The sequence below is a fragment of the Candidatus Neomarinimicrobiota bacterium genome, from assembly GCA_018651745.1.
Classification (GTDB): domain Bacteria; phylum Fidelibacterota; class Marinisomatia; order Marinisomatales; family TCS55; genus JAAZYX01.
The window spans coordinates 1-24,213 of the sequence record JABIDL010000043.1 but is presented as its reverse complement, the minus strand read 5'-3'; the positions used below and the strand labels follow the sequence as shown (position 1 = coordinate 24,213).

Sequence of the window (24,213 nt, the reverse complement as noted above, 5' to 3'; positions counted from 1 at the left end):
TGCGGGTTCCGCGACGTATTTGATACATATATTGAAAAAGAAATAGTTGTGCTTGGCATTAGCTACGATAAACCTGAAAAGCTTTTAAAGTTTAAGAAAAAGCATAATTTGCCATTTACATTTTTATCAGATAGAAAGAAAAAAGTAGCCAAACTTTACCAATCCGGAAATTTTCTTTTTGCAAACCGTAATACTTATGTGATTGACAAAGAAGGCCGAATCGAGAAGATATATGATAAAGTGAATGTGAATACACATGCGGCCGAAATCCTGAAATATTTTGAGAATGATGATAAATAAATCCCTGATTTTTTCCTTTTACTTTTTGTCAGTTTTATTAGCACAAGGAGGTAGAATACACGGATTTATTACGGATAAAGAAACAGGCGAAGCGCTGATTGGTGCCAATGTGTTCATTCGAGAAACCGGAAAAGGAATGGCTACGGATAAGAATGGATATTATGTCATCAATAATATTACCGGTGATTCGTTAACGCTTGCTATCTCGTATCTCGGATATCAATCGTACGAGAATCAATATAATTTTTCAGCATCCAACAATTATACCGCAGATATCGCATTATCATCCATGGTTATAGAATCTGATGTTGTAGATGTATCCGCTGAAAAAATCACCAGAAAATTTAATATCCAACCGGGTCGTGTAAACCTTTCTACCAAACAGATTCGATCCTTGCCGTCCATATTAGAACCTGATATTTTTCGAACGATTCAATCTCTTCCCGGAGTGCTCACGCAATCTGAATTTAGTACAGGACTTATTATTCGTGGCGGAAATACAGATCAAAATCTGATTTTACTTGACGGAATTACTGTGTATAACCCATCGCATTTAGGTGGAGTATTTTCAAATTTTATTGTAGATGCTGTAAAGGATGCTGAACTTATTAAGGGTGGATACAATGCAGAATATGGCGGCAGACTTTCGGCAGTTTTAAATGTAACGAGCAGGGAAGGAAATCGCAATAAAGTGGATGCCAGCACATCCATTTCATTATTGTCAGCTCAAACTACCATTGAAGGGCCGTTTTACAAAGGCGCCTGGCTGCTTTCCGGTCGGCGAACTTATTTTGATCAAATTTTAAAAAATACCAGTTTAAATGTTCCGCCGTATTATTTCTATGATCTGCAGAGTCACGTTTTTTCCGATCTAACACCAAAAGATCGGCTGAGCTTTAGCTTTTACCGTGGACTTGATGACCTTGTTTTTGATGATCTTGGTTTAGACGCTGAATGGGGAAATAAGACCTACAGCATGTCTTACCGCCGTCTATTCAGCGATCTTTTGATCGGGAATTTTCTGATCGCTTCCAGCCAGTTTCGGACATATTTCAACCTCGGCGGAGATTCGGGACTGATTGAAGATAATGTCATCAATGATGTAACAGTTTCGGCAAATTTCACATGGTTCCAAAACAATGGACTTACTTGGAAATTTGGAGCACAGATTAAACAACTTGGGTTTTCGTATGATAATTCATTTGCAGATACATCGCTTTTTGTCATTAACAAAAAACCCGTGGAGTCTGCAATATATAATAAGTGGAAATGGGTTTTATCGGAGAAATTTATCGTAGAACCCGGCTTGCGATTGAATGTGTATGATGCTCATTCTGACAGATATTTCCCGGATGTAAGGCTGGGAATGAAATACCTCGTTACCGAAGACCGTTATATCAATTTTGCTATTGGGAATTATCATCAATTTATTCAAACTATTCAGGATGATTTTAATCCAACTATTCTCGATTTTTGGGTTGCAGTGGACGAATCTGTTCAACCCGGAAAATCTCAACAGGTTGTTCTGGGATATGAGGAATACATTGGAAGAGTGTATAAAACCCAAATTGAGGTATATTATAAACATTTAGAGAATATGCTGACTTTTGTTGAATCTCGATCATCTACGGAAGAAACTCTATCGGATGAAAAAATATCGGACAATTTTCAAACTGCTGATGGGTTTGCATATGGATTGGAAGTATTTGCTCAGAAAACCTTCGGAAAATTAAATGGCTGGATTTCATATACCCTCGGCATATCCAGAAAAATATTGGATGGAAAAGAATATTTCACAAACTGGGATCGTCGCCATGCAATAAGCGTCATTGGTAATTACCAATTCACAGATAAATGGGAGTTGAATTTGCAATGGAGTTATCAATCTGGGCAGGCTTTTACGCCAATTCTCGGCTATTTTATTGAGGATTTAGATTTTTCGGTAAGCAGTAATCACGCCAATTTTAGAACGATCCCCGGTGGACGCAATACAGGAAGATATCCTGCTTATCACCGGCTGGACTTAGGCGCAATCCGTCATTTTTCGTTCAAAAAATTTGATATGGATATTTTTATTCAGATTATAAATAGCTACGATCGGAATAATATTTTTCGCTATGTGTATCATTTGGGTAGCACCTACAATGGAGTGGATGATGACGGCGATTGGGATATAGAGAAGCACGATACCAATGGGAATGGATATCCGGATTATGGTGAACCCAATGTAGATGAACCTGATGAGGGAATCGTACAACGAACAGATATTTCCATTTTTCCACTCATTCCGTCGGTGGGATTTTCAATTAGGTTTTAGGATGATTGGCCAGCCGGAAAGATCGCGAAGGAAACAAAGGAAAAATATGATGTTAATATGTTACACATCACTATTTCGAGAAAAAGAATTTCATACCAAGATTTCTAATATAAGCCTTTTTCGTGCTGATTCGCACCCTTCGCGACAGGCTGCATTGCAGGGAAGATTATGAATCGTCCGCTAATGATCCTGATTTTTGTGACATTCTTCGGCTGTGAATTTGCCGATGAAAATATTCTTTACAACCAGAAATTGGTAGTTTACGCAAATCTGTCAGCCGGTTTTCCAATGGGAGCTTTGGGAGATACCTGTTATGTTTCTTTGTCATCAGGAATTGAAGAAGAGACAAATCCTGATGATCTTTATGTTTCCGGTGCGACCGTTTCTATATCTAAAAAAAATGGAAATGAAACATTTCAGCTCAATCCTGTTACTGGGAGACAAGGTCGGTATTTGACTGATTCAACCGTCGTGTTTGAGTCCGGTGAAACATATGTTCTAAATGCTTCCTACCGCGAGCTAACTATTACAGCAGAAACAACAGTTCCGATACAGATGAACTTTTCCAGCCCACCCAATGAGACGTATAATTGCGATGGAGAAAGGTTACCTGTACATTCAGTCATCACAGAAAATTTGGATTTAGCCACACTTGTTTCTGCAAATTCGTTTGAGGAAATATTTGAAGCGATTGATATGGATTCTATTTCTGAAGCTGTTTATAAAAATGGTGGATGTTATACGGAAAGTTTTGCCTCATTCCCTCTTTTTCTTCTCGATTACATGGCAGAAGAGGGAACCACAGTAAAGGTGTTAACTTTTGCATTAGAAGCCGATAAACGCGGTCTTGAACCATTTGATGATTTGAATGGAAATGGATCTTTTGATGACAATTCAGATACATTCATGGATTTCAATCGAAATGGTATGCGTGATTCCACCTTCAGTAATCTGATTTATGACACAACCATTGTGTATAAAATCTGGAAAGAACGATATTTAAGAGATAAAAATAATGATCCTTACAGAATCAACCCTTCCATGTGGCAGGTTGGAATGTCGCCTGTGTCAATGAATTGGCTGATTTTCAATTATTACGGAATCCACATCATCACGCTTGAAGCAACCGACCAAGCCTACCATGATTATTATGCCGGTGATCCGGTTGCCCAAAATCAGTTTGTGCTACCAACCAGCAACATCATCGACGGCTACGGACTCTTTTCATCCACGACGTCCAAATCGTTTTTGGTGAATATTGTAAGGGATGAAAACTTAGTGCGGGAAAGCGCCGGAGGATTTATAAGAAACCGGTAGCTAAGGTGAACTAAATATTTTAATCCCTTTTAATGGGTTTCCATATTAAGGGGATTGCCGCACCTCCGCCGATTAGCGAATCCTCGCAGCGACAGATAAAGGGTGTATAAACAAAAAGCCATCAGCTTTCTGCTAATGGCTTTTTCGTAGCCCGTAGGAGAATCGAACTCCTGTTGCCAGGATGAAAACCTGGAGTCCTAACCACTAGACGAACGGGCCAAATATCGCCGGCGAAATTATTTCCGCCAGCGGGAATCTTCAAAGGATTTCCATAGGTTATTTTGATAAATCCAAAATATCCAATAAATCCCCTTTTTCATGCAGTTCAATCATGATATCAGCGCCACCTATTAGTTCCCCTTTTACAAACAACTGAGGAATGGTTGGCCACCCGGATTGTTCTGAAAGTTTTACACGAATATCCGGATCTTCTAAGATATTTACTGCTTTATAATTCACCCCGTAATGGGTGAGAATTTGAACAGAAGAATTTGAAAACCCGCACATAGGCATTTCCGGTGTTCCCTTCATGTACAGTATGATTGGGTTGGTCTCGATATCTGTTTTAATTTGAGTCGTTAAATCCATGAGAATGCTCCTTTAAGTAAATAATGAATCGGTTAATTTACACATTCAACATAAAATTCCATCATATCTCTGGGTCTTTCCCACATGGGCTAATGGGTTTAAATTCTTTCTTTCATAAATCTAAATACATATAAATATTACATGAAAATTATATCTTGGAATGTGAACGGAGTCCGAGCAGTACATAAAAAGGGATTTCTTGATTGGCTCGATACCGTTCAGCCGGACATTCTTTGTTTACAAGAGACCAAAGCTCATAAAGAGCAACTTCCTAAAGAATTATTAGAAGGTCACGGATACCACACCTATTGGCATTCTGCTGAAAAAAAAGGATACAGTAGCGTTGCAACTTATTGCAAAGAAGAACCGCTTTATGTCCAGAATGGATTAGGAATCGATCGATTTGATGTTGAAGGTCGAGTGTTACTAACAGAACACCCTGACTTTCTTTTATACAACATTTATTTCCCGAATGGGCAAAAAAATGAGGAACGTCTTCAATATAAGCTAGATTTTTACGATGAATTACTCCCTATTATAAATGAACAAGTTGAATCCGGGATGAATGTGATTGTAACCGGCGATTGGAATACTGCGCATCACGAAATTGATCTTGCAAGACCTAAAGCAAATATAAAAACTTCTGGATTTATGCCCATTGAACGTGAAAGATTAGATACATACGCTGCCCACGGATGGATAGATACATTTCGAGAATTCCATGATGAAGGTGAAAGATATTCGTGGTGGAGTTATAGATTTGGCGTACGGGCTAGAAACGTGGGCTGGCGCATTGATTATTTTTTTATAAATGAAGGTTTTGCAGATAGGATTCAAGATGCCGATATTCATGATGATGTTATGGGGTCAGACCATTGTCCTATTTCATTGGAAATAAAAAAATGAAAACAAAATCAGAAATAGTAAACGATTGGATTAAGCGATACACGGGAACTTCTGCTGACGGGTTTGGAAATTGGATATTGCTCACCAATTTTCAAAATTATGTAGATAAATTTGCACATCGCTTTAATGTGGATGTTAATGGAGTCGGAGGTCCGATGACCTCAGCAACGAATCTCGACGGTCTTAGCATCATCAATTTTGGAATTGGAAGTGCCAATGCGGCAACCATAATGGATTTGTTGTCCGCCGTCAATCCAAAAGGCGTATTATTTTTAGGGAAATGTGGGGGGCTGAAGCAATCAACAGAAATTGGCCATTTTATTTTGCCAAGTGCAGCCATTCGAGGTGAAGGAACCGGCGATGATTATTTCCCAAAGGAAGTTCCAGCGCTTCCGTCATTCAAGATTCACAAATATGTTTCCGATAAATTACATGACCAAAAATTAGATTACCGAACTGGGGTCGTTTATACGACCAACCGAAGGGTTTGGGAATATGATGAAGGTTTTAAGGACTATCTTCGAAAAGTCCGTGTAATCGGGATTGATATGGAAACGGCTACTATTTTTATTGTGGGATTTGCAAATGGAATTGATCGGGGAGCATTGCTACTAGTATCCGACACTCCAATGACACCAGAGGGAATTAAAACATCAGAATCTGACTCAAATGTAACGCAAAAATTTGTAGAATTGCAGTTAGATATCGGGATTGAAGCTATGACGCATATTGGTAGCGAAGGTGAGCAAATCAAACATTTTACCTATTAGAGTCATGCGAATTTTATTGAGTGTATTATTTTCTTCGATTGTATTAATCGGATCCGAAATGGAATGGAAAGCAGAATTTCGGGCTCGGGTTGAGCGGGATACTGTTTCAGCACCCAACGACACGGCCAGCACGCACGGGCAATCTTCATTAACTCACTTCCGATCTCGGCTCATCCTTAGGATGTCACAAGGATCGCTTTCCGGTGCAGTGCAATTTCAGGATGTTCGAATTCTTGGTGCACCTGAGAATGCATCTGGAAAAACGGGGCAAGATCAGAATACGATTGCATTTTCTCAGGCGTACATCCAATATCGGATAAAAAATAATGGGCGGATGCGGATAGGAAGATTTGATCTGCCACTGGGGAATGAACGGTTATTCAGTCGAAATCAGTGGAGCTTGCACGGGCGTTTTTTTGAAGGATTTCTTGCAGAGTATGAATTTGGTCAATTAGCAGTCACAAAAGTTTTTAGAGTTTACCTAGAGGAAAATTATGCAAATTTTTCATCTGATGGTGATGATACAATTATTGATGGATTTTATGTGACATCTAAAAATCCATTTACCAGAATGAATTCAATTTCCGGTTTGGAATTGTATGGTTTTCGCGAATTAAATATTGGAAATACCGCCGATGCAATTCAAAGGAATACCTACGGAGGGCGTCTCACTGGTAATCTTAATTTATTAGTTGTGGGATTCGCTCTAGAATTTGAGGGAGCAATCCAATCCGGATTTGCACCAGGATTCAACTCGATCGAGGGAAACATGTCGGTCCTGAATTTCATTTTCGACATTCCAATGTTGTTTAATTCTCAAATAACGATTGGTTTGGAAAATTATTCAGGTGATAATTCTGCAACAGAAGATATTGGGGAAGGATTTGCAAATCCATATGGTGCAGGACATAAATGGCACGGTTACATGGATTACCATAAAATGTTTCCCACAAACGGTGAAATGGGATTAAATGAAACAAGTTTACGGTTCCAAGTTCCGATATTTGACACATACCGCCTCGCGATTCATACTCATGATTTTCAGTCAGGAAATGGAAGTGTAGAGTTTGGCTCGGAGATTGATATAGTCTTTACTATAAATGCCGGACCGCGGTTATCTTTTAGCCAAGGATATTCTAGATATACCCATAAAAATGGTTCATGGAAAACCGGAACAGACGAATTCGCATATTTTTCAATTTCTGCTGTTCTATAGGATTAAAATGCATCTTCACATTACTCTCATTGAAAACGATTCCGATATGACCGTTGCGCTGAATATCAGAGTAAAAGTTTTTGTTGAAGAACAAAAGGTCTCAAAGGACATTGAATTGGACGAGTTTGAAGATGACTGCTCCCATATTCTTGCTCGGTTTGATGGGATTCCTGTGGGGACCGCTCGATGGCGCCGAACGGAAAAAGGAATTAAATTGGAACGATTCGCTGTGCTGGAAGAATATCGTGGAAACGGAATTGGTGAAGCGCTGGTAGAATCTGTTTTGAGCTATGTTCTTCCTGAACCGACTGTTTATCTTCATGCCCAGAAAGAGGTAATTGGTTTTTATGAAAAATTGGGTTTTTCTTCAAAAGGTGATACGTTTATAGAAGCGGACATAGTTCATCAAAAAATGGTACTTTAACATCTTCATAAAAATGAACTGTTCCTTTTTCTTTAGCCAATAATACGGGTATATTTACAATACTTTGGGCAATTAATTCCATTCCCTCATAGAAATAATGAAACAATCCATCTACAAGCGTTTGTTTAGTCTGGTACTGCCTTATTGGCCGACCGTATTGCTGTCCTCATTAGCGGCTTTAGCTTTTGTGATTCTAAACAGTGTTTCAGTCTGGCTTACTGCAACCTTGATACACAATATTTTATCGGACTTTACAGAACTTGCAAAACAACAAGCTTTATGGGAAACTGCAGAAAATCTTTCTGCGAATGAAAAACTCAAATATTTAACAAACCTACTGATATTGAGGGATTCTCCTTTGGAGTCTCTAAAGGTATTGTGCTTAACTATTTTGGTCATATTCGTCGGGAAAAATATATTTCTATACATAAAAAACATTCTATTGGCAACCGTTCAGTTGCGAATGGTGACAGAATTGAGAAATCGTCTTTATCAGCATATTCATACTTTGTCTCTAAGTTATTTCAATAAACGAAGGTCTGGTGAAATTACGTCCATAGTGATAAATGATGTCCAAGTGGTACAGGATTCACTCACAGCCAGTTTTCAAAAGTTATTGGTGGAGCCTATTAACATTTTAACATTTGCAACATTGCTATTTATCATAAGTTGGAAACTGTCTCTTATTTCAATAATCGTTATTCCTTTAGCCGGAATTGCAATTCTCTGGATTGGTCGAAGTATTCGTCGTAAAACAGAACGTACTCAGGAAAAAATTGCCCGAATAATGGATCTACTTTCAGAAACCCTATCATCCATTCGAATCGTCAAAGCCTTTGTAATGGAATCTATTGAAATCAGGCGCTTTTTTAGAGAAACAAATAAATATTTCAAACTGCTTTTACGTAGAGCTCGGTTACAATTTTTGGCGAATCCCACTACTGAAATGATTGGCGTAATCATTGGTGTAACCCTGTTGTGGATTGGCGGCTCTGAAGTCATTCTACAAAAAGGACTCAGTTCCGAGGATTTCATTCGCTTCATTTTAATCATGTTCTCAATGCTGGTGCCTATTCGTCAACTTTCCAATGTAAATATCATGATCCAAATGGGAGCTGCCGCCGGTGAGCGCGTATTCACTATTTTAGATTCTGTCCCGGATGTTGTAGATATAAAAGACGCAAAAGAATTAGACAAGTTTCAGGACAGGGTTGAATTCAGGAATGTTCATTTTCACTATGAAACAGAGGAGGACAGAATTCTTGAAGATATCAGTTTTTCTTTAAATAAAGGTGAAGTTGTGGCATTGGTTGGTCCTAGCGGTGCCGGTAAAACTACGATTGCTGATTTGATTCCACGGTTTTACGACGTGAATAAAGGTAGCATAGAAATAGATGGAGTGGATATTAGGAAGGTATCCGGAAATTCTTTGCGTGCTTTAATGGGTATCGTAACTCAGGAAACAATTTTATTCAACGATACCATCAAAAATAATATCGCATATGGACTGGACTCTGTTCAAGAAAACGCCATTAAAGATGCAGCTGTAGCTGCTAATGCTTTGGAATTCATTGAAGAAATGTCCGATGGTTTTAATACGATAATTGGCGAGCGAGGCGTAAAACTTTCCGGAGGGCAAAGGCAAAGATTGGCGATTGGAAGGGCGTTACTCAAAAATCCACCCATCCTAATTCTTGACGAAGCTACATCAGCTCTTGATACAGAATCAGAAAAACTGGTTCAGGACGCAATCGATCATTTGATGCAGGATAGAACCGTTCTGGTAATTGCTCATCGATTATCAACTGTACAAAATGCGTCAAAAATTTTGGTTTTAGAAAAGGGGCAAATTATTGAAACAGGTACGCACCGTGATTTATTGGAACAAGATGGAATGTACAATCGCCTTTATAATCTTCAATTTGTAAATACCGCTGATTGAAGTAAATCTCTTTTTTCCTTTGGCGTTTCAATGAAAATAGCAATGGTTCATCCGCGTCTCACATCAAAGGGAGGCGCAGAAAATGTAGTCATTTGGTTAAGTTCTGAACTTTCTTCTAGAGGGTATGAAGTAAGTGTTATTTCTTTAGAAAGTAATCCGGATTTATGGTCTGAAATTGATTTGAATAAAGTCCGTTTTATTGATCTCAAAACAGAAGCAAGATATTCGATTGGATTCATGGGACGAAAACTTGCACCACATCTTGAAGGAGCAGATATTGTGTGCGCCCATAATACTCCCGCGCATTGGTGGGCTACAAATGCAGTCAATCGTTTAAAAAAAGATATTCCAATAATTTGGTATTGTCATGAGCCGCATCGATTAACCTATTTTTCCATTACGGACGAAATTTCTGTAAAAAATGTACAAAATGACTCAATCGGTTCACTTCCCAATCAAGAGGCTTTTGCTCAGCGAATCAGAAAACGAGTCCGACACCAGCGAGTTTTGAAATCTAGGTGGCGCCGTAAACAGGATGCAACTGCGGTAAAATCCATTTCTTCAATTTTGGCAAATAGTCAATTCACACAGGAAAATGTGAAACGAGCTTTTGGAAAAGATTCTAAAGTTTGCTATCCTGGGATTCCAGAATCAGATAAAAAACCGACGTATTTTTCAAATAGAAAAGGAATTGTGTTTCTTTCAAATTTTGTACCAAGTAAAAATGTCTTCGGAATGCTAGGGGCGGTGGATAAAATCGTAAATCAAGCAGGGCGAAAAGATATACAATTTCACTTTTTGGGAGAGGGGAATTCTCCGGAAATCCAAAATTATTTGAAACATAAAGGATTGGAATCATATACTGAATTTCATGGTTTTGTATCAGAATTAGAAAAACAGGAACTTTTAGGTTCAGTGCGACTCTGCGCATTTATACCGTTCTGTGAGCCGTTCGGGCTGGTAACTCTGGAAGCATTCCGTTCAGGTACCCCAGCCATTGTTTCTGACCATGGAGGACCCGCGGAGGTTATTAATAATTCCGGCGCTGGAATTACGGTCAATCCTTTCGATGTAGAATCAATTGCAAAGGGAATACTTGGCACTTACGATGATGTTGAAAAATTAGAACGGATGTCTGAGGCAGGACAGAAAATCCTATGCGATGGGTTTTATATCAAACATTTAACGGATCGTTTTGAACAAAATTTCAAAATGTTAATGGATGGTTTTTAAATGAAGTCCGTTCTATTTGAAAGTCATCATTTGTACTATCTGCCTCAATTTATTCCGATCATTGAAGCAATGCAGAAGCGCGAATCCTATTCTATTTCTGCCTCTATCTCAAAGTCGGTTGATGAATCAGAAATGGAATTGTTTCAGACAGAAATAAAGCGACTTGGAATTAATTATATTCACGCTGAAACAGAGCAAGATCGCCTGGAAGCTTTAAAAAATGCAAAATTTGACATTGTTGTTGTGGGGAATATTGGACGCTTAAATCAAATTGTAGCCGACCATACAATTGCTGTTTTGGTTTATCATGGTATTGGGCTAAAGAACACGTATTATTGGGATACAGATGAAAGAATCGACCTACGCTCTGTTGAATCTGAGAATCGCTTTCGTGACTTGGAAAATGCCGGAGAAAAGAACCAAATACTCACAGGGTTTACCAAATTAGATGGGCTTACCAATCAATCATACAGTGATATGAGCAAGCAATGGGAAAAATCGTCATTAGAACGTAACCGAAAAACAGTTTTGTATGCGCCCAGTTTTTATCCTTCTTCACAGGAAAAATTTCTTCCGTTTATTTCGGATTTAGCAAAACAAGTTAATGTAGTTATTAAGCTGCATGATTTCAGTTGGCGGCAAAAAAAATATCAATATCAAGGGCAGGCGGCACTTGCTTTAGCTAAGAATCACAATAACATCTTTGTTGTTCCTCCCGAAGAATACAATATTCTACCGTGGTTGGAATTTTCCGATTTACTGATTTCTGATATTTCATCTGTATTATTCGAATTTCTGGTATTGGATCGTCCAATTGTGCAAACCGATTTTTATTCCTTAAAATTGAGGCATCGCCTTTTTCCAAAAAAAATAAATAATAGATTAGATCTGCAAAGAGCGAGTGAGATAGGATTTGCTAAAAAAGTAAAAGATCCCAAATTGGTAATTCCGGTTGTATTGAGCGAACTAAAAAACCCAGAAAAATTATCGGATCAAAGAAAATCCGGGATTAAAACATTTTTGTACAAAGCCGACGGACAGGCAAGCATTCGGCTGATTGATGCCATTGAAGAAAAAATGCAAACTGGAGAAAGCCTGTGAATATAGCAGTGTATGCCCCAAACTGGTTGGGCGATGCAGTTATGGCTTTGCCGTTTGTATCTCAATGTGCACAGTTTCATGGTCAAAAAGTTTCGGTTGTTTGCAAATCTTGGGTAGCTCCTGTATTCGAAAATCACCCTAATGTGAAGGAAATTATTCAATATGAAGCTGAGGATTTATCCGGTATTCAGAAAACAGTCTCAGTTGGGAATCAATTAAAACAGCACCAATTCAGTCACTTTTATTTACTTTCAGACTCGTTTCGTTGTGCTTTCATCGCATGGAAATCTGGTGCGGAGGAAATTTCCGGATTCCATTCCACCGGGAGATCTTTATTTCTAACCAAAGTTATTAATACGTCAACAAAACCAATTCACCGTTCAAAAAAATATATCGATCTCATTCAGTCAAATAAAGATGATCAAGCAGCTTCTATAAACCAATTATCAGGAATTTCTTTAACTGAAGAAGAAATTAATTTTGGTAAGAATATATTAAAAACAATGGGCATTCTAAATCCAATTGCAATTTTTCCATTTAGCATTGCGAAATCGAGAAGCTTGCCAGACGCACTTACAGTAGATATTCTCAATACAATAAATCGCCCAGCCGTGATTTTTGGAAGTGAATCAGACAAACCCAATGCTGACATCTTGGTTGAAAAATCTCAGAATAACGTTTTTTCTTTATGTGGTAAATTTTCTTTAAGAAAAACCATTGCAATCATTTCTCAATGTGTGGGTGCCATTGCTACGGATAGTGGTTTAGGGCATATTTCTGCAAATCTTGGAATCCCAACCGTTTCTATTTTTGGTGCCGGAGATCAAACCCAAACTCGACCAATTGGACCAAAAGCAATGGTTATTAATAAACAGGTTCATTGTAGCCCATGTAAGAAAAACTCATGTATTAATCAAGATGAACCATTGCTTTGCATTGATTTAATTACGGCTCAAGAAGTCAATAAAGCATTGTTGAATATTTCAATCTAAATTCAGATTTATTTTGAAAAATGAGAACGGTTTATACTCGCTTTTTCTAGTAATTCTAAAATTGATTTAGAATTTTGCTCTGAATGATTTGATGGATATGGTTCATCTTCGATTGTTTCGAGCAGTACAGCCGTCAGGCCGTTTTCATTTGCTCTGAATTCTAATTTTGATGAATCATTAGCAATCATGAATATTTTTGGACGATTTTCTATTTGACACATCTGCACTACAGTAAAATTATTCTGAGGGTTATAATTTAGCAAAGATTTCCCATTTGTGAATTTCAGTGGGTCAATAGATAAATCCAAATAGTCAAAGATAGTTGGCATGATATCCGCATGACCTGAAACGGTATAATTTGTCACTACGCCTCCGGGTAAATGCATAACAAAGGGAGTTGTGGACTGTACATTTTTGAATGAATATGAATGGGAAAATCGACCGTATTCATAAAATTCTTCTCCATGATCGCCAGTGACAACTATAATAGTATTTTCAAATCGACCGGTTATTTTTAGTTGATCTACAATTTGGCCAATTAAAAAATCAGCATAGTATGCACTATTTTTGTAACGGTTAAAAACTAAATGTGCCTCTTTATGAAGACCCTCTTCATATATTTGATAATGGCGATCAATATACGGTTTAAACTTGGCGAATTTTTCCGGGAAATAATAATTGAAGTGTGTGGTGTAAAAGAACAGATAATCAAAATGAGATCCAACAACATCTCTCGAATCTAAATCTTCGAGATATTTTTCAACCATCATTTCGTCTCGTTTGTTCAATGAACTGCGTTTTATCAATGGATGGTGGAGGCCGGCACCTTGACGCATAAAATTGAACTTTTGATCAATGATATCGGTAAAAACATACGTGTCCATATCAGAATAATTGAGGGGTGAAGATGTATATACTGATATTTCATATTTTAATTTTTTGAGCACATTCAAAGTAGCAGGAGTCAATTTATATTTCATGGAAGGATACCAAAAAAATGGTGAAAGTCCGGTGAGGATTCCAAATTTTCCTGAAGCAGTACAGTTAGAATTACTAAAATGATGTTGGGTTGTTACCCATTCTTTTGAATACTTATAGAGGTTTGGCATAATATCTGGATCCAGCATGTCTCCACGAAGGCTTTCAAAGACTAGGAACAAAATATCTACATCATTCTTTCCGGATGTGATAGGATCCGCATTATTCATAATCGTAGTATGCGCTTCAAGAAAATCAGCTTCACCCGTCCAAGTACCTTGTTCCTCCGCAATTGTTGCGAGGTCGGGTTTAAGCTCCTCATCGACCAGTTTCCTCCATACGTTTTTCATTCTGAAAGGCGTATAGGCGGGAATATTAGAATACATTTTTATAGTTGATTCTCGATCCGTGAAATACAGGTAGGAGTACAATATTTTTTCAGAAATGGTGGAAATAATCAATAAAGAAAACAAAATAGGTATTGATTTATTCAAGAAGTTCCATTTTTCTTTTTTGCTATATTGATAAATGGTTGTGGAAATTTGAAGCGCCATCCATTCAAAAATAATCATTCCGCTTAGCTGAATGATTAGCCATAAAAAATCTTTCGAAGAAAGCCCAATATCTGTCATAATCCCCTGTTCAAAAAGAAGGGCCGTTAGCATAAGGTTTATGTGATCTCGGTAAACCAATAGAATCTTGAATTCTACATTGCACCAAGCAAAAGTGAAAATAATTCCAAAAATGATAAGAAAGCGTAACTCGAAATCATTTTTCCCAAGCAACTTTCCAATGGCACGTGCAATCCATTTAATAAATAATAATAAAAATAGAGGAGTATTTGCGACCATCAGTATTTCGTAAACACGGAAAGATTCCTCTGCTAAAATAGAATAAAGAAACGTCAGATAAACCAGTAGGGCGATGTAGTTAAGCCAGTAAAATGATGTTAATTTTTTCATAAATAATTGGGATTCGAAGTTGGAAATTAAGGGTACTGGATTATTCTACAACTTCAAATTCTAATAAACTTAATAGTTTTGATGTACTCTTAATATGCTAATTTCATAGAATGATGAAAGCTCAGTTCTTGATTCTAGATTTTGATAATACAATTATTCGCGGTGAAACCATGGATGAGCTTGCACGTATTTCATTATCGCAATCTACTAAAAAAGCTCAAATCATTTCTGAAATAGAATCAATTACAGCGTCAGGAATGTCCGGAGAAATGCCGTTTGATGAATCATTAACTAAGCGAATTCAATTATTGAAGGCAAATAAATCGCATGTCAATCAACTTATATCATCATTAAGAGAAAGAATCGATGACTCCATTATCAAACATTTTGAATTTTTTAACCACCACAAGGAAAAGATTTTTATTATTTCGGGAGGATTTAAAACAGTAATAGAGCAAGTATTAGAAAAAATGCCTTTTATAAAAAATCATATCTTTGGTAACGAATTTATATTTGACCAAGCCGGCTGGGTGACAGGTACCAACAAAAATAACCTACTCTCAAAACATAATGGAAAATCAAAATTGCTGGCATCTCTTAAACTAAACGGCAATATCCTTGTTGTGGGCGATGGATATTCAGATGCGGAAATGAAAATATCCGGACAAGCAAATTTGTTTTTTGCTTATACTGGGAATGTTAAACGAAATGCCGTATTGCCACATGCGGATTTAACAGTAATTTCATTTGATGAGGTAATAAATAGTTTGGAAATGTGTGAATGAGACTATTTTTTAGTCAATAAAAATGGCATTAAATTCAAGGTATACATGGGACTCTTACAGAATAAATTAAAAGCACAAATTCCTGCACTTCAGGAAAGAGCTAAAACACTGATCGCCGAAAAGGGGTCATCCATAATAAGTGAAGTGACTGTTTCTCAAGCATTTGGTGGTATGAGAGGAATTCGCGGATTTATATGCGATACATCAAATGTATCGGCGGATGAAGGACTCATTATTCGCGGTCACCCTTTGTTGGATATCATTGATATTCTTCCCGAAGAAGTATTTTATCTTCTCTTGACTGGCGCACTCCCTGATGAATCTGAATTGAAAGATTTGTCCTCCCAGATTAAGGCGAATCATCATGTCCCGGAATATGTGTGGAAAGTATTGAGAGAAATGCCTTTGGATTCCCATCCAATGACAATGCTGACAACCGGAATTCTAGTTATGCAGGATGGGAGTGAATTCAAAAAGCAATATAATGCAGGAATAAAAAAATCAGAATATTGGGAGCCAATTTTAGAAGATGGAATTTCGCTGATTGCCAAATTGCCTACCTTAGCTGCGGGCATTTACCGAATGCATTTTAATAAAGGTGCTAGAATTGATCCCGATCCTAATTTGGATTGGGCTTCAAATTTTGCTGTCATGACAGGAATAGATGATCCAGATGGCGATTTCAGAAAACTTATGCAGCTCTACCTCATGGTGCATTGTGACCATGAAGGTGGTAATGTGAGCGCATTTGCAGCGCATACGGTTGCTTCTGCCTTATCGGACCCTTTTTATTCAGTGGTGTCCGGATTAAATGGACTTGCCGGACCGCTTCATGGATTGGCAAATCAGGAATGTCTTAAATTTGTTTTAAGTGTCAGAGATCATTTCAACAAGGTTCCGAATCAAAAGGAATTAGCGGAGTACTGCTGGGAATGGTTAAAAAGCGGGCGAGTTGTACCAGGATATGGTCATGCTGTTCTCAGATGTGCAGATCCAAGATTTGTTGCGTTTATCAATTTTGGGAAAGAACACATTCATAATGACGATATTTTTTCAATCGTAAATCTATTATTTGATGTGGTGCCGGGTGTATTGCTGGAACAGGGAAAGGCAAAAAATCCTTGGCCAAATGTGGATGCTGCATCAGGGTCGTTGTTATATTACTATGGACTCACCGAGTTCAAATTTTATACTGTATTATTCAGCATCTCTCGTGCGATGGGAATGATTGCACAAATGGTTATTAATCGTGCGCTGGGCGTCCCCATTACACGTCCAAAGTCTGTCACAACAGACTGGATTCAAGAAAATACCTGATTACATTTTAAACGTAATTGTGCGATTCTATCTGTTACTTATCTGTACAATATCTTTGTTGCTGGGTGAAAGCTCACATTCTGAAGCTAAGAAGATTTGGGTGTTTTTTAAGGATAAGCAAATCCAATCTCAGTTAGATCTTCAAAGAATTGCAGAAAGTCTTGATCAAAAAACAATTGTCCGACGGAAAAAGGTATTGGGCGAGAATGTGGTGACAGAATACGACATTCCGGTGAGCAAAGGTTATCTGCAAAATATAAAAACTACTGGTGCGCAGATTGAAAAGGTAAGTCGCTGGTTGAATGCAGTCTCAATCTTGGGAACAGATGCACAGATAGATACAATTCTGAAATTTCCCTTTGTTAAAAAAATAAAATCGGTTCCTTCTTTTCGACGACAGAAAGTAAATCCTCAACCTAATCAAAACATAGCCGGTAATCGGAGTATACAAACATTGGATTATGGAAATGCTCAGGCACAAATGGAACAGATTGGGTGCGACTTAGCACATGACGCTGGATTTACTGGAGAAGGCGTACGCATTCTTGTTATGGATACGGGATTTAGCCTTGACCACGCAGTATTTGATTCACTGAATTTGATAGATGAATGGGATTTCGTAAACGATGATGAAATCACAGCAAACGAAACGGTTCACGAAGACACAATCTATCAACATAATCATGGGACAATGGTTTTATCTGCGATGGCCGGGTACGCCCCGGGTTATTTAATTGGCCCCGCATTCGATTCGGAATTTCTGTTAGCAAAAACAGAGAAGGTAGATGAGGAAATCCAAATTGAAGAGGATAATTATGTTGCCGGTCTAGAGTGGGGAGAAACAAACGGGGCGGATATTGTTTCCACTTCGCTTGGTTATCTTGACTGGTACACCTACGAAGATATGAATGGGGATTCTGCTGTTACGACAATTGCTGTAGATATTGCAGTAGCACTTGGGATGGTTTGTGTTACTGCTGCTGGGAATGAAGGGAATAACACTTGGAATTATATAATTGCACCTGCTGATGCAGATTCGGTTATCAGTGTCGGGGCGGTTTCATCAAATGGTACAATTGCCAGTTTTAGTTCTCATGGTCCAACCTATGATGGACGGATTAAACCTGAGGTATGTGCTCGCGGTGTGGCTACTGCTTGCGCAAGTCCTGCTGGGAAGGGATACACAGCTGCTAGCGGAACGTCTCTTGCCGCACCATTGGTTGGAGGATCAGCGGCTTTGATTTTGAGTGCTCATCCAACCTGGAATCCCATGATGGTGAGAGAAGCATTGATCCAGACGGCATCTCAGCACAGTTCACCAGATAATAATTATGGGTATGGAATCATCAATGTTTGGGATGCCATTAACTATTCTAGTTTTGAATCTGTTGATGCTGAAATATTCCCTGTAGCGTATAGTCTTTCCGAAGGGTTTCCGAACCCATTTAACAGCGGAATCAGTTTTTCCATTTCATTACTTACGCCCGGGAATCTGTCAGTAACTATTTTTGATATTGAGGGAAAAGTAGTGGAAGTATTGTTTGACGGAGACTTATTTAAAGGGGATAATTCATTTACCTGGGCACCTAAATCCCAGCCGGCGGGAGTTTATTTTGTGACTGTTTCAGATAGGATTAATTCAACAACGCGGAAAATTACGTATTTAAAATAAACAAATTTCACGAGGAAAAGGCTTGCCTTACCTTTAGAATTACTCCAAATTGTTCCTTGCCTGGGAAAATCCTATGTTTCGAACTAAACTAATCAGCTTATTATTCACTATCAATGTCTCTATTGGAGTCGCAAATGGAGAGCAATCCGTGCGGCTGGATGCCTATAGTGGAGTCGGATCAGTATTATTAGTTTGGTCTAAAACTGATGATATTTCTGCCAAAGGAATACATATCTACAGATCTATTGATCGTCGAAAATCTTATCAACGTTTATCTGAAATTGATCCAGGAAGAACTAGATATTTGGATGTAAACTTGATCGAAGGTCAAACAGCATTTTATCATATAGAGTTTGTTCTTGATACCGGGAAATCCATTAAAAGTGATTTGGGAATGGAACCTTTTGCCCAGTCTTTATCATTTCAAAAAGTTGGTAATTACGAGAACCTTTCCAAACCAGTTTCTGGTGAATTGAATGATGTTTCATTGATATCTAATCAAATTATGATCGAATTTTTTAAAAATGAATTTCCAACTGAAAACACTTCAGAATTTTCAGTTATTTCTTCAAAACTGAGTGGTACAGAAAAATTAAACCAATGGTTTGGATTGGTCAGGACGAAATTATTACCAAATATGGAAACATTGGGTTCAGAAGAAAAAATAAATGCACTCAATAATCTATGGAATAAAAGATGGGAAGAGTATGAACCGATATTTCGTAATGCTCTACTTATGACTCCGGTGGAATACAAAAAAACAGGAGAAAAGGAATTGCAGGATATGGTTGAATTAGTTATCCCTAATGCTATGCTTCTCTTGGATAGGGACCTTGAACTCATTGAATCATCTTCTCGAATTATTGTCGTGAAACACGGCCGTCAAGATATCCATGCAGATATTGAACTTTATACTTTAGTTGATATACCGACATCAACATTGGTGTTTAAAAATGAATTAGAAGACATTAAAATAGAATTACAAAATGTTGCTGAAGATTCTTCTTTAAATTTTAGCCTTCCTGAAAATTGGAATCAAATTGAAGTAATATTAGATCAACAATCTATTGCGCATTTCCCGATTATAAAAAACGAGGGAACTATAACCCATTATTTGAACGGTCATTATGGTCAAACGGATTATGTAAATCAGCTTATTTACCCCCAGACTGTTATTCATAGTAATGACTACTGGTTGAACGAGATATTGTACGACCCTAATAGCAATTCTTTAAAAGTCGAAATTGCGGGAAAAAGCGATCAATTAAGAATTTATGGTGTCTTTATTGATGATGAACTCCTTTGGACTCTGAGAGAAGATCTTCACTTAGAGCAAACTTATTTGGATTCTATTTTTACCATCGAATCCAATTATGGAAGTGGCGGGTGGTTACATCTCAAACTGCAGGATGAATATGGGAATTGGCAAACTTATGGAGAATCTCGCCCTATCTTCTTCAATAAACCATTAATGGAATGTCGCATTCCGGATGGAGGGAATTGGCAGGATGTAAACTTTTCTACTTTTGGAGAACCGAATGATTTTCGCAAACCATCTTTAGGACAGCAGATCATTCCAGAAGTATTTGCAATGTTCCAGAATTATCCGAACCCATTTAATGCAAATACATCCGTGTCTATTGATTTGATTGAGCATGCAGTTATAGATTTGTTTGTTACGGATGCAGGTGGAAGGAAGATACAAGAATTTGTTCAATCAGAGGCATTAAGCCCCGGGCAATATTCTTTCGTTTGGGATGCACATGATCATTCTAGCGGTGTATATTTCTTGACTATTATAGCAAAAATGAAAGACTTTCATCCTGTGGTGCAAAGTCGAAAAATGATTTACCTAAAGTAAAAGGATGTAGCTATGCAAAGAGAATTTGATGACGAATTAGACAGAATGGATGAATTGGAAGCCGAAGAGGAACGTGATCTTTCAGAAGCCGTTTCAATTAATGATCCAATTTCTTCTTTAAATTTATCCAAACCTATTTTACTTAATGTGGATGACTCTCTAGAATCTATGATCCAAGAGTTGCAACTAAAGTCCATGGGATGTGTTTTGATTAACCGTGATAGTCGTTTGGCGGGGATTATAACAGAGCGCGATATTTTATTAAAAATAACAGGCAAAGGAATCGATCTAAATAATGAAACTTTGAGAAATTATATGACAGAAAATCCGGAAAGTTTACGCTTAGAAGACCCAATCGCATTTGCTTTAAATAAAATGTATGTGGGAGGGTTTAGGCATGTTCCTATTACAGATGATTCAGATACCGCAGTTGGCGTGATATCATTGGTGGACATCGTTAGTTATATTTCAACCTTTTTTAGTCAGGAAGTACTAAACCTGCCGCCAAATCCACAAGGTTCATTTGATAGACCTGAAGGCGGCTAGCATCTTATGAAAATAAACGGCGTCATTCTTTTGATTGCCTTTGCATTATTCGCCGGATGCGCAACACATCCGACCATTAGCCCCAAACGTCTTAAAAAGGGTGAGTCGAGATATGGTTATACACTTTCTCTTGAAAATGTTTTTCCATACATGTGGTATCGTAAAGGAATTTCAGAAGTGAGCGATGTTGGAATCCGAGTTGGACTTCCGGTTTATGGAACCGGGATAGATTACAGCAGGCTCTTGTATTTGAAAGATAATAAATGGGATGTAATTAATCTTTCTTGGAGCTTAAACCCCAATTATAATATGGATTTTACTTATTATAAATTTATAAAGGCTGGAGAAAATAGATATAGATGGTGGGGCTTTCGCGGTATGTACATTCCGGAAGGTATTACGGGCAATACTTCCACGCGAATAGGCGTTTTATTCGGATCCCAGATAAAAGATAAAATGGGTTTTGAAATTGGTTACTATCATGATTTTAATTCAATGCCTATATCGAGTGTCCTTAATCCTGGTTGGGCGTGGGACAGCGATGAAAACATCGGCCGCTACGGAGATACTCCGCACGTGTCAGATGCGGGAATCCCATCTGAATTTTCAAGAATGACCGGCTTATCAATGTTGGTGTATTTCCAACTGGGGAATTCTGAATAAATATCCCATCATCCTTTTTCAACTAAATCAATAAATTCAATCTTTGTCTAAAATTTCGGTGAACGATGCATTAATGGGTGGGAAATCTTTAAGAGATTTTCTTGCTTATTTCCTTAAAATATCTGTTCAAATCGTGCACGATGGTTCCGCTAAACACCATCCGGTTATTACAACAAATGTCTTAAAAAATATCATAGGTGACGATGTTGACCATCCATCGGAGATATTATTGAATTCTGCGGTCACGACAATAACAGGGATGGCAAAAAGAGATGATGATGAGCGGATCTTAAATCAAGCCAGTTCGGAAGGGTTTGGAGAAACTGCATTTATATCCGACCTTTGGAATCTTTTTGAAATTGGTGATATTGAAGCCATTGATTTGGAGGCAGCAAAAATTCATTTAGCTTCGGATAAAAGCCCCGCAGTATTGGAAAGTTTAGCGGAATATGCATTAACCAATATTCCGGAATTTGGTTCCATTACGTATCATATTTTGCGAGCATTTGCATTCCAGAATGATCCAAAAGGATCATGGCCATTTGTTAGGTGCTTGTTAAATGAAATGAAAAAAGTACCCTCATTGGAAATGCACGAAGGAATCGATTTGCATCCAAGGGATAGTATTAATTATGTGATTTCAGAATTCAACCCGGCACGTTGGTTGGACTTTACAAGTGTGTTCAGAATTTGGACATCGGAATATGTTAGAACTAAAAATTACCATCGAGAAATATCCTATTGGCTTGATAATGCTTGTGGCGTTAAACCATTGGCTGTATTAGACAATAAGGCTTCACCTGATTTGGTAGAATTTTTTGATGATGGAAATACATATTTTATTCCTATTGCGGAAAAATTGATAGAAAACGAAAAAAGATTAGAAAAAATCCCGTTTTTGGAAGCATTAAGAGTTTTAGCGAAACGGATTCAAAAAAAACATTTACCTTTAGTTCAAAAACGAATTGAACACTTAATTGCATCCTAGGTATTAACCGCAATGTCCGATGAGTAAAATGTAAAGATCAATAGGGGAAAAGATGAAAGAAGAAAATATTATATACATTTTTAATCTTTGCGACTTAGCGTCTTTGCGTTAAAAAAGTCTGAACCTAAATGGCACATATTGCATTAACCATAAAAGAATTTGAACTCGGCGTAAAGGTATCCGATAAACTAATTGCGGCTGGCCACGAGGTAGAATTCCTGGAAAAACCGGATCAATTAAATCAAGATACCAAAGTATTGGTCATCAGCACCACAATAAGCCAAGATTTACTTAAACTTTGTGATGACGTTTATGTTATTGGATATGCTGACTCTCACACCAAAGAAGAAATGGAAAATTGGAAGTCGCGTGGATTCAATCGAGTTATTTTGCGTTCTACCCTGATCAAAAACCTTCCAACAATTTTGGATCAGATCCTTGCCTAAGGAAAATAAAAAAGCGCGGAAACAAAGGGCACAGGTAGTTGTCGAACGGCTATATAATTCTTATCCGGATTCCAAGTGCTCGCTCAATTATTCGAGCCCACATGAATTGCTGGTTGCAACTATATTATCCGCTCAGTGTACTGATCATCGCGTAAATCAAGTAACACCAGAATTATTTCGTAAATATAAAAGCCCTAACGATTTTGCCTATTCAGATATCACCGAGCTCGCTAAAGATATTCATTCCTGCGGATACCATAATCAGAAAGCTAAGAGCATTCAAGGGGCGAATCTGAAAATTGTAGAAGAGTACAACGGAGAAATCCCCGAAACGATGGAAGAGTTGGTAAAACTCCCCGGCGTAGGAAGAAAGACTGCAAATTGTGTTCTAGGTGTAATTTATAAGATTCCATCAATGGTCATAGATACGCATATGGTGCGAATTATGAATCTGCTAGGATTGGCCAATACCAAAGATGCCAAAAAGATTGAATTTGAACTGATGGGTTTATTTGATCAGCATGACTGGATAAAACTAACTCACATGGTAATTGATCACGGTCGGGCGGTTTGTATTGCACGAAGGCCACAATGTGGAGGGTGTGTTTTGAATGATCTGTGTCCTTCTTCTGCATAATTACCTAGAATTATTCTCAATTTCAAATAAACACATTATTTTATTTATTCTTAACTTCTAGGTAGCAAATTAGAGGTTAAAGAAGTGAGAACCCCAAGATTTAATTTAATTTTATGGGTCATGACTAGAATGCATAAGATAAAAGGCTGTAAGTTCTTATATGACAATGAGAAACAAGTATGTTAGGCGTTCCCATATTTCCGAGAAGAAATTTAGACAATTGGTTAAGCTGTTTTCTTTGGATCTTGACGC

Annotated in this window: 23 protein-coding genes and 1 tRNA gene; 21 read left to right on the top strand and 3 right to left on the bottom strand. The window is 37.8% G+C overall.

Annotated elements, in window-relative coordinates:
- Positions 1 to 30 precede the first annotated feature (30 nt).
- From HOD97_08460 to HOD97_08450, 3 genes are all read left to right on the top strand, one after another.
- Complete coding sequence (locus HOD97_08460) at positions 31 to 300, top strand: peroxiredoxin (GenBank protein ID MBT4281628.1); 270 nt, start codon at positions 31 to 33, stop codon at positions 298 to 300.
- Positions 287 to 2,617 carry a TonB-dependent receptor gene (locus HOD97_08455; protein ID MBT4281627.1) on the top strand — a complete coding sequence of 777 codons (2,331 nt, stop codon included), beginning with the start codon at positions 287 to 289 and terminating at the stop codon, positions 2,615 to 2,617. The genes HOD97_08460 and HOD97_08455 overlap by 14 nt, the downstream gene beginning before the upstream one ends.
- Positions 2,618 to 2,785: 168 nt before the next feature.
- Complete coding sequence (locus HOD97_08450; protein ID MBT4281626.1) at positions 2,786 to 3,934, top strand: hypothetical protein; 1,149 nt, start codon at positions 2,786 to 2,788, stop codon at positions 3,932 to 3,934.
- Positions 3,935 to 4,081: 147 nt separating this feature from the next.
- Here the strand turns inward: HOD97_08450 and HOD97_08445 are convergent.
- Positions 4,082 to 4,153: transfer RNA gene (locus HOD97_08445), tRNA-Glu, on the bottom strand.
- 57 nt (positions 4,154 to 4,210) lie between these two features.
- Positions 4,211 to 4,522, bottom strand: a complete 312-nt coding sequence (grxD, locus tag HOD97_08440) for a Grx4 family monothiol glutaredoxin (protein MBT4281625.1) — start codon at positions 4,520 to 4,522, stop codon at positions 4,211 to 4,213.
- A gap of 141 nt (positions 4,523 to 4,663) precedes the next feature.
- On the opposite strand from grxD, the gene xth reads away from it, so the two are divergent.
- The 8 genes from xth to HOD97_08400 all read left to right on the top strand — a co-directional run bounded on the left by xth (position 4,664) and on the right by HOD97_08400 (position 13,106).
- Positions 4,664 to 5,428 (top strand): exodeoxyribonuclease III, encoded by a 765-nt coding sequence (gene xth / locus HOD97_08435; GenBank protein ID MBT4281624.1) that lies wholly within the window; start codon positions 4,664 to 4,666, stop codon positions 5,426 to 5,428.
- Complete coding sequence (locus HOD97_08430; protein ID MBT4281623.1) at positions 5,425 to 6,198, top strand: AMP nucleosidase; 774 nt, start codon at positions 5,425 to 5,427, stop codon at positions 6,196 to 6,198. The genes xth and HOD97_08430 overlap by 4 nt, the downstream gene beginning before the upstream one ends.
- Positions 6,170 to 7,414, top strand: coding sequence for an alginate export family protein (locus tag HOD97_08425; protein ID MBT4281622.1), 1,245 nt, complete (start codon positions 6,170 to 6,172; stop codon positions 7,412 to 7,414). Before HOD97_08430 ends, HOD97_08425 begins: the two co-directional genes overlap by 29 nt.
- Positions 7,415 to 7,421: 7 nt before the next feature.
- A complete protein-coding gene (locus HOD97_08420; GenBank protein MBT4281621.1) occupies positions 7,422 to 7,838 on the top strand; it encodes a GNAT family N-acetyltransferase in 417 nt (138 codons plus the stop codon).
- A gap of 97 nt (positions 7,839 to 7,935) precedes the next feature.
- Complete coding sequence (locus tag HOD97_08415) at positions 7,936 to 9,780, top strand: ABC transporter ATP-binding protein (GenBank protein MBT4281620.1); 1,845 nt, start codon at positions 7,936 to 7,938, stop codon at positions 9,778 to 9,780.
- Positions 9,781 to 9,810: 30 nt separating this feature from the next.
- On the top strand, positions 9,811 to 11,013 hold the full coding sequence (locus tag HOD97_08410) for a glycosyltransferase family 4 protein (GenBank protein MBT4281619.1): 1,203 nt from the start codon (positions 9,811 to 9,813) through the stop codon (positions 11,011 to 11,013).
- Complete coding sequence (locus tag HOD97_08405) at positions 11,014 to 12,114, top strand: hypothetical protein (protein ID MBT4281618.1); 1,101 nt, start codon at positions 11,014 to 11,016, stop codon at positions 12,112 to 12,114.
- The gene (locus tag HOD97_08400; GenBank protein MBT4281617.1) at positions 12,111 to 13,106 is read left to right on the top strand and encodes a glycosyltransferase family 9 protein; all 996 of its coding nucleotides are present in this window, start codon (positions 12,111 to 12,113) and stop codon (positions 13,104 to 13,106) included. Before HOD97_08405 ends, HOD97_08400 begins: the two co-directional genes overlap by 4 nt.
- A gap of 8 nt (positions 13,107 to 13,114) precedes the next feature.
- On the opposite strand, the gene HOD97_08395 is transcribed toward HOD97_08400, so the two are convergent.
- The gene (locus HOD97_08395) at positions 13,115 to 15,046 is read right to left on the bottom strand and encodes a sulfatase-like hydrolase/transferase (protein MBT4281616.1); all 1,932 of its coding nucleotides are present in this window, start codon (positions 15,044 to 15,046) and stop codon (positions 13,115 to 13,117) included.
- Positions 15,047 to 15,156: 110 nt separating this feature from the next.
- Here HOD97_08395 and HOD97_08390 point away from each other — a divergent pair, with 110 nt between their 5' ends.
- The 10 genes from HOD97_08390 to HOD97_08345 form a co-directional block, all read left to right on the top strand.
- Complete coding sequence (locus HOD97_08390; GenBank protein ID MBT4281615.1) at positions 15,157 to 15,831, top strand: HAD-IB family phosphatase; 675 nt, start codon at positions 15,157 to 15,159, stop codon at positions 15,829 to 15,831.
- 45 nt (positions 15,832 to 15,876) lie between these two features.
- Positions 15,877 to 17,148 carry a citrate (Si)-synthase gene (locus HOD97_08385; GenBank protein MBT4281614.1) on the top strand — a complete coding sequence of 424 codons (1,272 nt, stop codon included), beginning with the start codon at positions 15,877 to 15,879 and terminating at the stop codon, positions 17,146 to 17,148.
- A 100-nt stretch (positions 17,149 to 17,248) separates the two neighbouring features.
- Positions 17,249 to 18,820 carry a S8 family serine peptidase gene (locus HOD97_08380; GenBank protein ID MBT4281613.1) on the top strand — a complete coding sequence of 524 codons (1,572 nt, stop codon included), beginning with the start codon at positions 17,249 to 17,251 and terminating at the stop codon, positions 18,818 to 18,820.
- A gap of 73 nt (positions 18,821 to 18,893) precedes the next feature.
- Positions 18,894 to 20,681: a hypothetical protein gene (locus tag HOD97_08375; GenBank protein MBT4281612.1), complete on the top strand. Its 1,788-nt coding sequence runs from the start codon at positions 18,894 to 18,896 to the stop codon at positions 20,679 to 20,681.
- Positions 20,682 to 20,693: 12 nt separating this feature from the next.
- Complete coding sequence (locus HOD97_08370; protein MBT4281611.1) at positions 20,694 to 21,227, top strand: CBS domain-containing protein; 534 nt, start codon at positions 20,694 to 20,696, stop codon at positions 21,225 to 21,227.
- Positions 21,228 to 21,233: 6 nt separating this feature from the next.
- Positions 21,234 to 21,890: a hypothetical protein gene (locus tag HOD97_08365; protein MBT4281610.1), complete on the top strand. Its 657-nt coding sequence runs from the start codon at positions 21,234 to 21,236 to the stop codon at positions 21,888 to 21,890.
- 58 nt (positions 21,891 to 21,948) lie between these two features.
- Positions 21,949 to 22,878, top strand: coding sequence for a hypothetical protein (locus HOD97_08360; GenBank protein ID MBT4281609.1), 930 nt, complete (start codon positions 21,949 to 21,951; stop codon positions 22,876 to 22,878).
- A gap of 128 nt (positions 22,879 to 23,006) precedes the next feature.
- Positions 23,007 to 23,324 (top strand): hypothetical protein, encoded by a 318-nt coding sequence (locus HOD97_08355; protein MBT4281608.1) that lies wholly within the window; start codon positions 23,007 to 23,009, stop codon positions 23,322 to 23,324.
- Positions 23,317 to 23,961 (top strand): endonuclease III, encoded by a 645-nt coding sequence (gene nth / locus HOD97_08350; GenBank protein MBT4281607.1) that lies wholly within the window; start codon positions 23,317 to 23,319, stop codon positions 23,959 to 23,961. The genes HOD97_08355 and nth overlap by 8 nt, the downstream gene beginning before the upstream one ends.
- A 160-nt stretch (positions 23,962 to 24,121) precedes the next feature.
- On the top strand, positions 24,122 to 24,213 hold a 92-nt coding region (locus HOD97_08345; protein MBT4281606.1), incomplete at its 3' end, for an IS1595 family transposase.